At 67.7% G+C, this 14241-nt stretch carries 16 protein-coding genes and 2 pseudogenes; 13 read left to right on the top strand and 5 right to left on the bottom strand.

From position 1 onward, the window contains the following. Positions 1–3: 3 nt before the first annotated feature. Positions 4–1968 (top strand): acetyl/propionyl/methylcrotonyl-CoA carboxylase subunit alpha, encoded by a 1965-nt coding sequence (locus tag CSW62_RS08035; RefSeq protein WP_099576656.1) that lies wholly within the window; start codon positions 4–6, stop codon positions 1966–1968. 473 nt (positions 1969–2441) lie between these two features. Continuing rightward, positions 2442–2533: pseudogene (locus CSW62_RS27420) on the top strand (hypothetical protein); the annotation flags it as partial. A gap of 426 nt (positions 2534–2959) precedes the next feature. Here CSW62_RS27420 and CSW62_RS26855 read toward each other — a convergent pair. After that, positions 2960–3072, bottom strand: a pseudogene (locus CSW62_RS26855) (hypothetical protein); the annotation flags it as partial. Positions 3073–3419: 347 nt separating this feature from the next. Between CSW62_RS26855 and CSW62_RS08045 the strand changes: the two are divergent. Together CSW62_RS08045 and CSW62_RS26080 are read left to right on the top strand one after the other, a co-directional pair. Then, positions 3420–3821 carry a DUF1489 family protein gene (locus CSW62_RS08045; RefSeq protein ID WP_099576659.1) on the top strand — a complete coding sequence of 134 codons (402 nt, stop codon included), beginning with the start codon at positions 3420–3422 and terminating at the stop codon, positions 3819–3821. Between the two features lie 90 nt (positions 3822–3911). Continuing rightward, on the top strand, positions 3912–3998 hold the full coding sequence (locus CSW62_RS26080) for a hypothetical protein (RefSeq protein WP_143324455.1): 87 nt from the start codon (positions 3912–3914) through the stop codon (positions 3996–3998). Here CSW62_RS26080 and panC read toward each other — a convergent pair. Further along, positions 3995–4861: a pantoate--beta-alanine ligase gene (gene panC, locus CSW62_RS08050; protein ID WP_099576661.1), complete on the bottom strand. Its 867-nt coding sequence runs from the start codon at positions 4859–4861 to the stop codon at positions 3995–3997. The genes CSW62_RS26080 and panC overlap by 4 nt on opposite strands. 197 nt (positions 4862–5058) lie before the next feature. Between panC and CSW62_RS08055 the strand changes: the two genes are divergently transcribed. The 4 genes from CSW62_RS08055 to CSW62_RS08065 all read left to right on the top strand — a co-directional run bounded on the left by CSW62_RS08055 (position 5059) and on the right by CSW62_RS08065 (position 7767). Next, on the top strand, positions 5059–5895 hold the full coding sequence (locus CSW62_RS08055) for a division plane positioning ATPase MipZ (protein ID WP_099576664.1): 837 nt from the start codon (positions 5059–5061) through the stop codon (positions 5893–5895). A 69-nt stretch (positions 5896–5964) separates the two neighbouring features. Next, a complete protein-coding gene (locus tag CSW62_RS08060; RefSeq protein ID WP_099576667.1) occupies positions 5965–6399 on the top strand; it encodes a DnaJ domain-containing protein in 435 nt (144 codons plus the stop codon). A 15-nt stretch (positions 6400–6414) separates the two neighbouring features. After that, entirely contained in the window at positions 6415–6474 is a 60-nt protein-coding gene (locus CSW62_RS26085; RefSeq protein ID WP_143324456.1) for a hypothetical protein, read from the top strand. Positions 6475–6549: 75 nt separating this feature from the next. Continuing rightward, on the top strand, positions 6550–7767 hold the full coding sequence (locus CSW62_RS08065) for a PLP-dependent aminotransferase family protein (protein WP_099576669.1): 1218 nt from the start codon (positions 6550–6552) through the stop codon (positions 7765–7767). 57 nt (positions 7768–7824) lie between these two features. On the opposite strand, the gene CSW62_RS08070 is transcribed toward CSW62_RS08065, so the two are convergent. Next, a complete protein-coding gene (locus CSW62_RS08070) occupies positions 7825–9150 on the bottom strand; it encodes a D-alanyl-D-alanine carboxypeptidase family protein (RefSeq protein ID WP_099576672.1) in 1326 nt (441 codons plus the stop codon). Between the two features lie 307 nt (positions 9151–9457). Between CSW62_RS08070 and CSW62_RS08075 the strand changes: the two genes are divergently transcribed. The 4 genes from CSW62_RS08075 to CSW62_RS08090 all read left to right on the top strand — a co-directional run bounded on the left by CSW62_RS08075 (position 9458) and on the right by CSW62_RS08090 (position 12433). Further along, positions 9458–9892, top strand: coding sequence for a phasin family protein (locus CSW62_RS08075; protein WP_099576674.1), 435 nt, complete (start codon positions 9458–9460; stop codon positions 9890–9892). A 137-nt stretch (positions 9893–10029) separates the two neighbouring features. After that, a complete protein-coding gene (locus CSW62_RS08080) occupies positions 10030–10491 on the top strand; it encodes a RidA family protein (RefSeq protein WP_099576677.1) in 462 nt (153 codons plus the stop codon). Continuing rightward, positions 10491–11264, top strand: coding sequence for a glycerophosphodiester phosphodiesterase (locus CSW62_RS08085; protein ID WP_099576679.1), 774 nt, complete (start codon positions 10491–10493; stop codon positions 11262–11264). Before CSW62_RS08080 ends, CSW62_RS08085 begins: the two co-directional genes overlap by 1 nt. Further along, positions 11261–12433 (top strand): GNAT family N-acetyltransferase, encoded by a 1173-nt coding sequence (locus CSW62_RS08090; RefSeq protein WP_099576681.1) that lies wholly within the window; start codon positions 11261–11263, stop codon positions 12431–12433. Before CSW62_RS08085 ends, CSW62_RS08090 begins: the two co-directional genes overlap by 4 nt. Positions 12434–12590: 157 nt before the next feature. Here CSW62_RS08090 and CSW62_RS08095 read toward each other — a convergent pair whose 3' ends face one another. Then, a complete protein-coding gene (locus CSW62_RS08095) occupies positions 12591–13082 on the bottom strand; it encodes a pyridoxamine 5'-phosphate oxidase family protein (RefSeq protein WP_233206632.1) in 492 nt (163 codons plus the stop codon). 68 nt (positions 13083–13150) lie between these two features. Continuing rightward, complete coding sequence (locus CSW62_RS08100) at positions 13151–13732, bottom strand: DUF4287 domain-containing protein (protein ID WP_099576683.1); 582 nt, start codon at positions 13730–13732, stop codon at positions 13151–13153. 54 nt (positions 13733–13786) lie between these two features. Here CSW62_RS08100 and CSW62_RS08105 point away from each other — a divergent pair, with 54 nt between their 5' ends. Next, positions 13787–14221, top strand: a complete 435-nt coding sequence (locus tag CSW62_RS08105) for an HIT family protein (RefSeq protein WP_099576685.1) — start codon at positions 13787–13789, stop codon at positions 14219–14221. The last annotated feature ends 20 nt before the right edge of the window (positions 14222–14241 follow it).

The following is a 14241-nucleotide window of genomic DNA, read 5'->3' on the forward strand; positions in this document are numbered from 1 at the left end:
ACCTTGATCTCCTCCGTCCTGATCGCCAACCGAGGCGAGATCGCCCGTCGCATCATCCGCACCGCCCGTGAGCTGGGCGTGCGGACGATCGCGGTCTATTCCGAAGCGGACGCCCATGCGCCCTTCGTCATGGAGGCCGACGCCGCGATCCTGATCGGCCCGGCGCCGGCCAAGGAGAGCTATCTGGATCCGAAAAAGATCCTGGCGGCGGCCAAGCAGATGGGGGCCGAGGCCATCCACCCCGGCTACGGCTTCCTGTCCGAGAACGCCGACTTCGCCCAGAGCGTGATCGACGCCGGCCTGGTCTGGATCGGTCCGCCGCCCTCGGCGATCCGGGCCATGGGCCTGAAGGACGCCGCCAAGAAGGTGATGATCGAGGCGGGCGTGCCGACCACGCCCGGCTATCTGGGCGAGGACCAATCGGTCGAGCGTCTGACGGCCGAGGCGGCCAAGATCGGCTACCCCGTGTTGATCAAGGCGGTGGCCGGCGGCGGCGGCAAGGGCATGCGCAAGGTCGACAAGGCCGAGGACTTCGAAGCCGCCCTCGGCTCGTGCCGCCGCGAGGCCGCCGCCAGCTTCGGCGACGACCGGGTGCTGCTGGAGAAGTACGTCACCCGGCCGCGCCACATCGAGGTGCAGGTGTTCGGCGACACCTTCGGCAACGTCGTCCACCTGTTCGAGCGCGACTGCTCGCTGCAGCGCCGCCACCAGAAGGTCATCGAGGAGGCTCCGGCCCCCGGCATGGACGAGGCCACGCGAGAGGCCGTCTGCGCCGCCGCGGTCAAGGCCGCCCAGGCCGTGGGCTATGTCGGGGCCGGCACGGTCGAGTTCATCGCCGACGCCTCCGAGGGGCTGCGCGCCGACCGCATCTGGTTCATGGAGATGAACACCCGCCTGCAGGTCGAGCACCCGGTCACCGAGATGGTCACCGGCCAGGACCTGGTCGAGTGGCAACTGCTGGTCGCCTCGGGCGAGCCCCTGCCGCTGGAGCAGGACGAGATCACGCTGGATGGCTGGGCCATGGAGGCCCGCCTCTATGCCGAGAACCCGGCCACCGGCTTCCTGCCCTCGACCGGCAAGCTGAAGCACTTCCGCCTGCCGGAGGGCGATGTCCGCGTCGACAGCGCGGTGGAGGAGGGCGGCGAGGTCACGCCCTTCTACGACCCGATGATCGCCAAACTGATCGCCCACGGCGTCGACCGCGAGGACGCCGCTCAGCGCCTGGCCGAGGCCTGCGCCCTGGTCGAGGTCTGGCCGGTCAAGACCAACGCCGCCTTTCTGGCCAAGTGCGCCAGCCACCCGGACTTCATCGACGGCGCCGTGGATACCGGCTTCATCGAGGCCCGTTTGGACGAACTGGTCGAGCGCAGCTTCAGCGACGAGCCGGCCATGGCCGCGATCGGCTGGCGGCTGGACAGCTTCCTGGAGGCCGAGGCCCGCCGCGACCCGTGGGAAAGCGCGCCGTCCAAGCTGCTGGGCTTCCGCATGAACGCCCCGCGCGCCCCGATGCATCTGCCGATGTCGGCCGACGGCAAGGCCATGCCGCTGCAAGTCGCCCTGATCGGCGGCGGCTCCGAGGACTGGTCCTGGGACATCCGCCACGCCGACGGCGCGACCTTCGACGAGGTCACCCGCCTGCCGACCACCTATGGCAAGGGTCCGATCCAGGTGTTCGAAGGCGGCGACGTCCAGACCTTCGATTTCGAGGCCCAAGTCGGCGGGGCGGGCGAGGGCGCGGCTTCGGACGGCGTTATCCTGTCGCCGATGCCGGGCAAGATCGTCTCCGTCGCTGTCGAGGCCGGCCAGACGGTGACCAAGGGGCAGACGCTGCTGACCCTGGAAGCCATGAAGATGGAACACGCCCTGGCCGCGCCGTTCGACGGCGTGGTCGCCGAACTCTCGGCCACGGCCGGTGGCCAGGTCAGCGAGGGCGTGGTGCTGGTGAAGCTGGAGGCTGCGGCCGGCTGAGGCCGCTATCGTCTCCCTTCCCCCTGGATGGGGGAAGGGCCGGGGATGGGGGTGACCTGCTGCGCTGGCCGCCCCGCGCTGCATCGACCGTCGTATTCACCCCCACCCCTGCCCCTCCCCCATCCAGGGGGAGGGAACGTGTTTCAGCATCCTCGCGCCGTGCGGCTGCGAGTGGGTGAAAGGGACGCGGAGCGCCGGACAGCGTCCGGAGTGTGAGGAGAAGAATACCGTTTCGACGAAGTCAGACGCTCCGCGCGGTCGTTATCCGAAAGCGTGACGTCCCGACGCTGTTCGCGCCTGTTCGCCCTTGAAGCCTCCGACGGGCGGGCCGGATCGCGAGATCCAGGTCCCGGTCAGGAGCCTTTCGACTCCCCTGTCGCCTCCTCGGCCCGACATCCCACATCGTTTCTGTGTTCCAGGGCCGACCGCCGCCAGAGGGATGCAGTTGCGGAGCTTCCCCCGCGCCGACGAGCGCGCCCGCTCGATCGCCCCCCGCCGCCGCAACGGTCGCTGGCCATGCGCCCTTTCCTCGCGACGAGGTGCAAGCATTGTGCGGCCGTTCTGAACGCCGATCATTCAGCGGCGTGTAAAATCGACAAGTGTCTGATTTCGTGGGATTGGACGCTGCGAACGCCGGGGATGGACGCCGTCCAATCCCCACAAACAGCCGTCATTCCCGCCCTTGTGGCGGGAACCCCTGGTTCAGCTGACACGTGACAAGCTTTGGCGGGCTGGCCCGCCACACCCCCGCCCTTGCGGCGGACAGAGGGGTTCCCGCCACAAGGGCGGGAATGACGGGATGTTTTAGGATCGGTAAGAAGACCTTCCGCATCGGTAGAGCATCATCCTACATCTCACGGCGAGACGAGCTCAGGGCTGCGGCCTCCAAGAGATTTAAGGATCGCACCGACCAAGGTCGGCTTTCGGCGCCGGTAGTTGAGACGAATTTCGACCCGTAGCGGACGTTTTAGCGCCCCCTCCGTCACGTCGCCTACCGGCGCCGCGCCACCTCCCCCGTTTCACGGGTGAGGAGGAAGCCGCATCCTCCTGCCCCGCTTGCGGGGGAGGTGGATCGCTGCGGACACGCAGCGAGACGGAGGGGGCGCTTCTAAGCCAAGGTTCTCCAACCACCCTTCATAGCCCCTCGCGACGTCCGCTGTCCGGCTGACGTCGGACTGCGTGGCTCGGGCTGAAGCCGAGTTCCCAACTTCCACCCATCGCGGCCCTCAAATCCCCAGCCCCCAAACGAAGACCGCCGCTGCGGGCGCCTCCCACAAGGCGTCCGAAACGGCGGTATGGAGCCCTCCGGGCTCGGATCACGCCCCCACATGAACGCGATAGCCAAGGGATAACGGTGTCTTATGAGCCGTCGATGGCTTTCCCCAACGGGGCGAGAGCGGGCGGATGAATGCGTCGGTTGCCTTACCCTGGAAGCGCGCTATCTAGCGCCCATGGCGTTGCACATCATCAAGCTGGTCGTCGGATGCGAGACGATCGACGATCTCCTGGCCTGGCACAGGGACGCGAGCCAGCCCTGGATCATGCACACCCGCATGACGCCCAAGCGGATCGACGAGGTGCTGGACGGCGGCTCGCTGTATCGGGTGTTCAAGGGGCAGGTTCTTTGCCGCCAGAAGATCCTGGCGATCGATACGGTCGGGGAGGGGGCGGCGTCGCGTTGCGAGGTGACGGTCGATCCGCCGATTATCCGCGTGGCGCCGCAGCCGCGCCGGGCCTTTCAGGGCTGGCGCTACCTGAAGCCCGAGGACGCGCCGCCTGACCTGACCGAGAGCGAAGCCGCCGACCTGCCGCCGGATCTCGCCCGCCAGCTGCGCGAGCTGGGCGCGTGGTGACTTCGCCGGAATAACTTTCGGATGTGTCGTTATCGAACTGGCAACCGTGGCGGGTGTCATCTTGCCGCAGGGGACACGGGAGAGATGACAATGAAGGCCGGTTTCGCCGCCTTGGGCGTGGGAATGCTGTTCGTGGGCCTGATCGCGGGGCTGCTGATCGCCCTCAGGCCGATCTAGGCTACCGCCATATTGTCGATCAGCCGCGTCTTGCCCAGCCACGCGGCGACCAGAATGCGGCCCATAATAGGCCCACTAGGCGTCTGGCCGATCGGGCCGGGGCCCAGGCGCGACAGGTCGTTGGCCTCCCGCACTTCCACATAGTCGACCTGACCAAAGCCGGCCGCTTTCAGCGCGGCCGTCGCCGTTTGCTCGGCCTCGTCGATCCGACCGCCCGCGGCGACCGCGGCGGCGGCGGTCTTCATCGCCGTCGGCAAGGCCACGGCGGCGGCGCGTTCTTCGGCGGACAGGTAGGCGTTGCGCGAGGAGAGGGCGAGGCCGTCCTCGGCCCGCGCCGTCGGGGCGCCGATGATCTCGATGGGGATATCCAGGTCGCGGGTCATCCGCTTGACCACCTGCAACTGCTGGTAGTCCTTCTCGCCGAACACCGCGACGTCGGCCTGGCTCTGGATGAACAGCTTGGCCACCACGGTGGCGACGCCGCCGAAGAACTGCGGCCGCGCCGCGCCTTCCAGCGGTTCGGAGACGCCCGAGACCGTGATCGCCGTGGCGAAGCCGGGGGCGTACATCTCCGCGCCATTGGGGGCGAACATCAGGTCGCAGCCGACCGAGGCCAGCTTCTCGGCGTCGATCGCCTCGCCGCGCGGATAGGCGTCGAAGTCCTCGTGCGGGGCGAACTGCTTGGGATTGACGAAGACGGTGGCGATCACCCGGTCGGCGTTCTGCTGGGCCAGGCGGATCAGGGTCAGGTGGCCCTCGTGCAGGGCGCCCATGGTCGGAACCAGGGCCACGCGCTGGCCGGCGGCCTTCCAGGCGCGGACGTGCTCGCGCATCTGCGCGACGGTGCGAACGATCTGGGTCATGGCTGGGCCTCCACGCGGACAGGCCGCGCTTATGGCCTCGCGGCTTCCACAGGTCCACCGTCCGTTGCGTGAGGCCCCGCCAGGGGTGCGACAATTATGCTTGTGGATTGAACCGGTTGACCCGCTAGGGCGGCGGTAACATCGTGTTAACCTTCAGTCCAAGGTCGCGCGAGTCGCGAAGCATCGAGGATCGAGTCATGGCCGAAACGCGCGTCATCGTCGTCGGCAACGAAAAAGGTGGTGCGGGCAAGTCCACCATCGCCGTCCACCTTGTCACTGCGCTGCTGTACGGCGGCGCCAAGGTCGCCGTGTTGGACCTGGATCTTCGCCAGCGCACCTCGGGCCGGTTCTTCGAGAACCGCGTCGCCTGGGCGGCCAGCAAGAAGCTGGACCTGCCCATGCCACTGTCGCTGACCCTCAGCGACAACGACATCGCTCTGGCCGAAAAGGGCGACGAAGAGCAGGTCGCCGGTTTCGAGGCCGCCTTCGCCCGCGCGGCGGAGGAATGCGACTTCATCCTGATCGACACCCCCGGCGGCGACAGCGCCATCACGCGCCTGGCCCACGGCCGCGCGGACCTGGTGGTTACGCCGATGAACGACAGCTTCGTCGATTTCGACATGCTGGGCACCGTCGACCCGGTGACCCTGGAGCTGACCAAGCCCAGCCTCTATTCGCTGACCGTCTGGGAAGGCCGCAAGCAGCGCGCCCTGTCGGGCCAGCGCCAGGCCATGGACTGGGTGGTGCTGCGCAACCGCCTCGCCACCACCGAGGCCCGCAACCGCAAGCGCCTGGAGGACCGGCTGACGGCCCTGGCCAAGCGCGTCGGCTTCCGCATCGGCCCCGGCCTGCGCGACCGGGTCATCTATCGCGAGCTGTTCCCGTTCGGCCTGACCATCGCCGACCTGTCGCCGCAGGTGCGCCCGGTGCCGGTGTCGCTTCAGCACCTGGCCGCCCGCCAGGAACTGCGCGCCCTGATGCACAGCCTGGGCCTGTCGGCCTATTCCGGCGAGACCCTGCTGGCGGCGCAGTAGGCGCTGGCCTAAGTTAGAAAGCGGGCGGCTGGGGCGACCCTGCCGCCCGTTTTCGTATCTGGAGTTCCGATGCTGTACCTGCTGCTGGGCGCGGCCATCCTCGTCTTCCTGCTGTGGCCCAAGGGGCGCAGGTTCCTGAACGGCGACGGCTGGCGGGTCGGGGCGGGCGCGGCCTCGATCGCCGCCTTCGCCGGGGCGGCCTATGCGTCGATCCGCGGGTCTTGGGGCACCGGGATCGTGCTGGGGGTCATCGGCCTATGGAGCGTCACCGAGGCCCGCCGCCGGCCGGTCATCCGCCGCGAGATCGTCCATCCGCCAAAGGCCGAGCTCAGCCTGTCCGAAGCCCGGGCCATTCTCGGCGTCGGCCCCGACGCGAGCCTGGCCGAGGTCAAGGCGGCCTATATGCGACTGATCCAGATGGCCCATCCGGACAAGGGCGGCACCGAAGGGCTGGCGGCCCAGCTCAACGCCGCGCGGGATCGTTTGATCAGGCGGCGAAGCTAGGCTACGACTTCCACCATGATCAATAACCAACGTTTCTGGCGTCGTCGCTCGTCGGGCCAAACCTGCTCGGTATGACGCTCTGACCGCGTTCAGAGCGAGCCGCCGCGCGCGGCTTATGGCGTCATTTCAGTTTCGGACCTTGATCTTCCCATGACCAACCCACCCATCGACTGGGCCGAGCGCTTCAGCGCGCGCATGGACCGCGTCCACGCCAGCGAGATCCGCGAGCTTCTCAAGCTGCTGGACCAGCCCGACATCCTGTCGTTCGCCGGCGGCATCCCCGATCCCGCCCTGTTCCCCGCCGAGCGGATCCAGGCCGACTACGAGGCCGTGCTGAGCGATCCGGTGCTGGCCAGGCAGGCGCTGCAATACTCCGTCAGTGAGGGCTATCTGCCGCTGCGCGAGTGGATCGCCGAGCGCATGACCCGCGACGGCATGCCGTGCGAGCCGCACAACATCATGCTGACCGCCGGCTCGCAGCAGGCGCTGGACCTGATCGGCAAGCTGTTCATCAGCCCTGGCGACACCGTGGTGGTGGCGCGGCCGACCTATCTGGGCGCGCTGCAGGCCTTCAACGGCTACCAGCCGACCTATCGCGACCTGGCGGACGCGGCGCTGACGGGCGGCGAGACCGACCTGCCGCGGGGCGCGCTCGGCTATTTCGTGCCCGACTTCGCCAATCCGACCGGCGTCAGCCTGACCCTGGCCGAGCGCGAGGCCCTGCTGGACCTCGCGGCCGCGCTGGATATGACCCTGGTCGAGGACGCGGCCTATCGCGAACTGCGCTTCGCCGGCGAGCCGACGCCTACTCTCCTGTCGCTCGACATCGCTCGGGCGGGGGGCATCGACAACGCCCGGACGATGTTCCTGGGAACCCTGTCCAAGACCCTGTCGCCGGCCCTGCGCATCGGCTGGGTCTGCGGCCCCAAGCCGGTGATCGAGAAGCTGGTTCTGCTCAAGCAGGGCGCGGACCTGCACGTCTCGACGATCAACCAGATGGTCGCCCATCGCGCGGTGTCTCAAGGCTACGACCAGCATCTGCATCGCCTGCGCGGGGCCTATGGCGCCAAGGGACGGGTGATGCTGGCGGCGCTGGAACGGTCCATGCCCGAAGGCGTGACCTGGTCGCATCCCGACGGCGGCATGTTCGTGTGGATCGACCTGCCGGAAGGCATCGACGGCGCGGACCTGCTGGCCCGGGCCATTGCCGAAGAGCGCGTGGCCTTCGTGCCCGGCGCGCCATTCTTCGCCGAGGTGAAGACGGCCAACGCCATCCGCCTCAGCTACTCGCTGCCGACCGACGCGCAGATCGAGGAAGGCGTGGGACGGCTGGCGCGGCTGATCTCAAAGGTGATGGCGGAGGCCTAAAAGCAAAACCCCGGAGGTCGCCCTCCGGGGTTTCTTGTTTCAGCGGTGGGGGTCGGCTCAGCGCGGCGACAGCACCATGCAGGGCATCCGCTTGGCCTTCAGGGCCGAGCAGGCCTCGCGGGCGGCGTCCGAGGTCAGGCCCTGGAACTGGGCGCGGAAGGCTCCGCCGGCCGCGCCTTCGACAGCCCCTTCGGCGTCGGCGACCATCTTGGCGAAGCGGTTGCGCACCAGCTTCAGCTGGTCGTTGGCCAGCGACTTGGACTTGAACGCTCCGACCTGCACGCCCCATTCGCCCTTCGGCTTCTTGGCGGCGGCCTTTGGGGCCGGCTTGGCGGCTTCCTGAGCGCCGCGCAGGGTGGGGGAGACCTTCACCGGGCCCGGGTTGCGGGGGTTCTCGGTCAGGACGATCCGCAGGCCGGCCTGGTCGCCGTCGCCCTGTTCGGTCGACGGACGCTCGATCGGGCCCGACGGCTCTTCCTCATAGATGTTGGCGGCGATGGTGGTGCGCTCGCCGCGCGACCGGCGCTTCATGACGTCGAAGCCGGTCAGCAGCAGGTCTTCCATGTTGTTGTCGCGCCAGGCGGTCGAGGGGCCGCCCAGGACCACGGCGATCAGGCGACGGCCGTCGCGCACGGCCGAGCCGGCGAGGTTGAAGCCGCTGGCGTTCGTGTAGCCGGTCTTCAGGCCGTCGAAGCCGTCCATGCTGTCCAGCAGGCGGTTGTGGCCTTTGACGTAGTTGCCCCGGAAGTAGAAGCCCTTCACCGAGAAGTAGCTGTAGTACTGCGGGAAATCGCGCATCGTGGCGCGCGACAGGATGGCGAGATCCCGGGCCGTGGAGATCTGACGGCTATCGGGCAGGCCCGAGGCGTTCACAAAGCGGCTGTTGCGCATGCCCAGTTCCTGACCGCGCAGGGTCATCAGGGCGGCGAAGCGCGACTCACTGCCGGCGAGTCGCTCGGCCATGGCCACGGCCACGTCGTTGGCCGACTTGACCGTCATGGCCTTGATGGCCTCGTCGACCGACAGGCTGTCGCCGGGCGAAATGCCGATCTTGGTCGGGGCCTGGGCGGCCGCGCGGGGCGACATGACGACCCGGTCCGTCAGCTTCAGGCGGCCTTCGCTCAGCGCCTCGAAGGTCAGGTAAAGGGTCATCACCTTGGTGACCGAGGCGGGGTAGCGGGGGCTGTCAGCCCTTTTGTCGTAAAGGACTTCGCCCGAATTGGCGTCGATCACGATCGCCGCGTACTTCGGTTCCTGAGCGTTCAGCTGCAGGTACGGTATGGCCGCCGAAGCCGGGGTCGGCGCCACGGCGCCGAACAGGCACGAGAGCGCGAGGCCGGCGACGGCCAGGAAAGAACGGGCGGTGGTAAGCTTGGCGAACATGAAGCGACGTCCGTCATTTGAACTGGGAAGCGGTTTCGCACCGCCACACGCGTGACCATTAGCATGATGGAAGCGGCCTTTCGCTAAAGTAAACAACTGGTGAGCGATGTTGCCGCGGGCGCGAAAATTTCAGGCGCGTGTTTCCAATGCTGCAGCTTGCGAGGGCATGACGTAGCGTCATGGTGCGCTGCACAAAATCATTGACTGCTGCACTGCAACATGAGAGAACCGCGGTGTTCCAAGCGCTGGTGGCGAGTTGCAGCTCGTTCATTCGGCCCCGCCTCATTCCCTCCCCAGGAGATCTCCCATGGCCGCCGCCGAAACCGTCAAGAACACCGTCGAACAATTCAGCACCGCCTCGAACCAAGCGTTCAAGGACGGCGTCGAGAAGTCGCTGGCCGCCCTGGCCGAAGCCAACACCCATTCGAAGAAGAACCTGGAAGCCGTCGTCGCCTCGGTGACCGCCGCCACCAAGGGCGCCGAAGCCCTGGGCGCCCAGACCTTCGCCTATTCGAAGAAGGCCATGGAAGACCAGGTCGCCGCCGCCAAGTCGCTGGCCGGCGCCAAGAGCGTCCAGGAAGCCATGGAACTGCAGACCGCCTGGGCCAAGACCGCTCTGGAAGCCTACATCGCCCAGGTCAGCAAGGCCTCGGAGATCGTCTCGGCCTCGATCAAGGACTCGGTCAAGCCGCTGAACGAGCGCGCCAGCGCCGCCGTCGAGAAGTTCCAAGCCGCGCGCTAAGCGCTGCTTCTGTTTCGGGCCTTCGGGCTCGATCCAACATCTGGAAAGGCCCGGACCGGAAGGTTCGGGCCTTTTCTCTTTTGTGCTCCGACGGGGCGCGATAAGCATGCCCCACTGCCTTTCAGTGGAGCGCGTGGATGTCGAAGGTCGAGGAACGCCTGAAGGCGATCGGGATTGAGCTGCCCCAGCCAGTGGCGCCGGTGGCCAACTACGTGACCTTCGTCAAGACGGGCAATCTCGTGCACATCTCCGGCCAGATCTCGCTGGACGCCGACGGGGGCATCAAGGGCACGGTCGGGGTCGACGTCGACCTGGAGACCGCCCAGAAGGCCGCCCGCATCTGCGGGATCAACCTGCTGGCCCAGATGAAGGCGGCCTGCGACGGCGACCTGGACCGCGTGGTCCGCGTCGTGAAGCTGGGCGGCTTCGTTCAGGCCGGTCCGGACTTCATCGACATCCCAAAGGTCATCAACGGCTGCTCGGACCTGATGGTGGAGGCCCTGGGCGACGCCGGCCGCCACGCCCGCTCGGCGGTGGGGGTCTATCGTCTGCCCCTCGGCTTCGCGGTCGAGGTCGACGCGGTGGTGGAGATCGCCTGATGAGCTCGCGCGAACGCCCCTCGACCGACGTCTTCGGCGAGGCGTGGGAGCGCCTGTTCGATCCGCCGGTGGCCCATCGCGGCCTCTGGACCCCGGACGGCGCGCCGGAGAACTCGCGCGCTGCCTTCCAGGCCGCCTGCGCTGGCGGCTACGGCATCGAGCTTGATGTCCAGTTGACCGCCGACGGCGAGGCGGTGGTGTTCCATGACGAGCGCCTGGAGCGGATGACCGGCAAGGAGGGGCGCCTGCGGGACCACACCGCCGCCGACCTCGGGACCATGGCCCTGAAGGGCACGGACGAGACCATCCCGACCCTGGCCGACACCCTGACCCTGATCGGCCACCGCGCCATGGTGTTCATCGAGCTGAAGACGCCGTTCGGCGAGGTCGGCCCGCTGGAGAAGCGGGTCACCGAAGTGCTGGTCGACCACAACGGCCCGACCGCCGTGATCGGCTTCAATCCGTATTCGCACGCCTGGTTCGCCGACCACCACCCGCAGATCCTGCGCGGCCTGGACAGCTATAGCTGGAACGACGAGGGCGCTCGCAAGCTGGCGCCCGAAATGCGCAAGTCGCTGGCGGCGCTGGAGCAGGTCGAGCTGGCGCGGCCCGATTTTCTGGCCCTGGGCTTGGACATGTTGCCCAGCGCCCGCGCCGACCTATATCGCGCCAAGGGCATGCCGATCGTCGCCTGGACGGTCCGCTCGCCCGACCAGTGGGAAGGCGTGAAGGATCATTGCGACAACCTGATCTTCGAGGGCTTCACGGCGTGAGTTCGGCCCTGGCCGGCGTCCAGTCAGCGGTTCGCGTCCATCGTGATATCGCCGAGATCGGCAAGGCCGACTGGGACGCCTGCGGCGACCACACCGGCGATCCGTTCGTCAGCTACGACTTCCTGTCGATCCTGGAAGAGAGCGGCTGCGTCTCGCCGCGCACTGGCTGGGCGTCGCAGCACCTGTCGGTGCTGGACGAGGCGGGTAATGTCGCGGCGGTCATGCCGCTGTATCTGAAGTCCCACAGCCAGGGCGAATACGTCTTCGACCACGCCTGGGCCGACGCCTATGAGCGGGCTGGCGGTAGGTACTATCCCAAGCTCCAGTGCTCCTCTCCGTTCTCGCCGGTGACCGGCTCGCGGCTGATCGTGCGGCCCGATGTGGATGTCGACGAGGGCCGCTCGGCCCTGCTGGGCGGCGCCCTGACCCTGTGCGAGCGCATGGGGGCCTCATCGCTGCACGTGACCTTCCCGGTCGAGGACGAGTGGGCCTGGATGGGCCAGCGCGGGATGCTGTTGCGCCAGGACCAGCAGTATCACTGGGAGAACCGCGATTACGCGACCTTCGACGCCTTCCTGGCGGCCCTGTCGGCCAACCGTCGCAAGACCATCCGCCGCGAGCGCCGCGACGCCCAGGACGGGCTGGAGATCGTCGCCCTGACCGGTGACGACCTGACCGAGGATCACTGGGACGCCTTTTTCGGCTTCTACATGGATACGGGGTCGCGGAAGTGGGGGCGGCCCTATCTGAACCGCCGCTTCTTCTCGCTGCTGCAAGAGCGGATGGCCGACAAGGTGCTGCTGATCATGGCCCGCCGGCCGGGTGGCCCTTGGATCGCCGGGGCGCTGAACCTGCTGGGCCGCGACTGCCTGTACGGCCGCCACTGGGGTTGCACAGAGGACGTGCCGTTCCTGCACTTCGAGCTCTGCTACTATCAGGCCATCGAGCACGCGATCCGGCTGGGCTTGCCGCGCGTCGAGGCCGGGGCGCAGGGCCAGCACAAGATCGCGCGCGGATACCTGCCCAGCGCGGTCTATTCGGCGCACTGGATCGCTGATCCGGCCCTGCGCGAGCCGGTGGCCCGCTACCTGGAACGCGAGCGCGAGGCGGTCGAGAGCGACATCGCGATGCTGACGGAAGAGTATTCGCCGTTCCGGCAGGAACGGTAGCCGCCCATCGACCCGATCTTCCCGGCGAATGCCGGGACCCAGATCAAACCCACTAGCTATTGTGGGTGGCCCGGCGCCTAGGCGCGACCATCAATCGCTCTGGATGGCTCTGGGCCCCGGCATTCGCCGGGGAGATCGGGGAAATATAGGGCTGACCCTAGCTCAGCTGCACTTCTGCGACCTTGTCCTTGTAGTCGGCCTTCGGATCGATCCCGAGCATCATCTTCACGCCCGCAAACAGGCTGTGTTCGTTCAGCCAGATCTGGGCGTCGCGCGGTTCGAAGCGCAGCAGGCGCAGCTTCGGATCGTCCTTGCCCTCGAACCAGGCGGCGACGAAGGGATTCCACAGGCGATCGACCGTCTCGCGATCGGTGTCGATCCGCAGGGACCCGTCGACCGCCGCGAACAGGTGGTGGCCCTTGTCGGCGAAGTGGATGAAGGCGTCGCGGCCTTCGCTGCTCAGCGACTGGATCAAGTCGGTTTCCGACGAGGTGAAAATCCAGATCGGGCCCGAATGATCGCCCTCGATCTGGGCGGTCATCGGCTGAGCGCGGCCGCGGTCGACGTCGGGCAGGCCCAGCATCACGGTGCGGTCCGACTTCAGGGCTTTCCAGAACTTCTCGGCCAGATCGGCTTCGTTGGACATCATGGTCTCCTTGAATGGCGAAGACCGAACGGCGTCTGCGCAGGTGCGTTCCCACTGTGAAGCTTGACGCCTCAGGACCGCGCCCAGGCCGCCTTCAGCAGCGCCTTGACCGTGTCGTCGACCTCAGCGGGCGAGGTGAGGGGCAGCTTGGCTTTCAGGCGTTCGGACCAGCCCTCATTCCTGGGTTCGGAGAGGCCAGGGGCGGCGTCCGGCTCCACGGCCAGGCCTAGTATCGCTCCGCCGCCTTTTAGGGGCTTCAGCGCCGCGAACTGCGCCTTGCGCGACCACGCCGTGAACCCCTTGCGCTGGCCCGTGACCAAGCCGGGGAGGTCGGCGACGGCGGCCTCGACCGCCTCCAGGATCGCAGTCGAGGCGGGGTCGGTCCACAGCGCCGTGCGCAGGCCTTCAGCGTCGTCCCAGCCCATCTCCGACGGGAAGGCGACGCCGAAGATGGCGGCGGCGCGGTTCTGTCCGATGCCGTAGGTCGCCTTCAGCCAGTCGGTGCGGGCGCGCGGCTTGGTCTCCTGGCAGTCGCGACGGACGATCTCGACCCAGTTCTCGAGGGTCTTGCCGGTCTCGCGCTCGAGGTTGGCCTTGACCGAGGCGAACCACTTCTCCTGCTGCTCGGTCAGACCCTGGGGTTTCGTGTCCACGGTTTGCGCGCCTCGTGCGGTTTGCTACGACCATTCCGTCAAAGGGAGACAGTCATGAGCCTCGACGGACGCTACGACGCCGACAACATCTTCGCCAAGATCATCCGCGGCGAGATCCCCTGCGTGAAGGTGTTCGAGGACGATCAGGTCCTGGTCTTCATGGACGTGTTCCCTCAGGCGAGGGGCCACATGCTGGTGATCTCCAAGACCTCGCAGGCTCGCAACCTGCTTGAGGCCGAGGCAAAGACATTGGGACGGTTGATCGGCGCGACGCAAAAGGCCGCCGCCGCAGTGGTCGCGGCTCTGAAGCCCGACGGCGTGGTCGTCACCCAGTTCAACGGCGCCCCCGCCGGCCAGACGGTCTTCCACCTGCACTTCCACGTCATCCCCCGCTACGAGGGCGAAGGCCTGGGCCGCCACGGCGAGGGCGGCATGGCGAATGTCGAGGACCTGAAGGCCCTGGCCGCGAAGATCTCGGCGGCGCTCTAGGCGCTCCTGGCCTGCCGAAA

The organism is Caulobacter sp. FWC2, from assembly GCF_002742625.1.
GTDB lineage: Bacteria > Pseudomonadota > Alphaproteobacteria > Caulobacterales > Caulobacteraceae > Caulobacter.

Bases quoted from the DNA above. Each gene is read 5' to 3' on its own strand.
- CSW62_RS08045 (WP_099576659.1), top strand. From the start codon at position 3,420: ATGGCGTTGCACATCATCAAGCTGGTCGTCGGATGCGAGACGATCGAC.
- CSW62_RS26080 (WP_143324455.1), top strand. From the start codon at position 3,912: ATGAAGGCCGGTTTCGCCGCCTTGGGCGTGGGAATGCTGTTCGTGGGC.
- panC (WP_099576661.1), bottom strand. From the start codon at position 4,861: ATGACCCAGATCGTTCGCACCGTCGCGCAGATGCGCGAGCACGTCCGC.
- CSW62_RS08055 (WP_099576664.1), top strand. From the start codon at position 5,059: ATGGCCGAAACGCGCGTCATCGTCGTCGGCAACGAAAAAGGTGGTGCG.
- CSW62_RS08060 (WP_099576667.1), top strand. From the start codon at position 5,965: ATGCTGTACCTGCTGCTGGGCGCGGCCATCCTCGTCTTCCTGCTGTGG.
- CSW62_RS08065 (WP_099576669.1), top strand. From the start codon at position 6,550: ATGACCAACCCACCCATCGACTGGGCCGAGCGCTTCAGCGCGCGCATG.
- CSW62_RS08070 (WP_099576672.1), bottom strand. From the start codon at position 9,150: ATGTTCGCCAAGCTTACCACCGCCCGTTCTTTCCTGGCCGTCGCCGGC.
- CSW62_RS08075 (WP_099576674.1), top strand. From the start codon at position 9,458: ATGGCCGCCGCCGAAACCGTCAAGAACACCGTCGAACAATTCAGCACC.
- CSW62_RS08080 (WP_099576677.1), top strand. From the start codon at position 10,030: ATGTCGAAGGTCGAGGAACGCCTGAAGGCGATCGGGATTGAGCTGCCC.
- CSW62_RS08085 (WP_099576679.1), top strand. From the start codon at position 10,491: ATGAGCTCGCGCGAACGCCCCTCGACCGACGTCTTCGGCGAGGCGTGG.
- CSW62_RS08095 (WP_233206632.1), bottom strand. From the start codon at position 13,082: ATGATGTCCAACGAAGCCGATCTGGCCGAGAAGTTCTGGAAAGCCCTG.
- CSW62_RS08105 (WP_099576685.1), top strand. From the start codon at position 13,787: ATGAGCCTCGACGGACGCTACGACGCCGACAACATCTTCGCCAAGATC.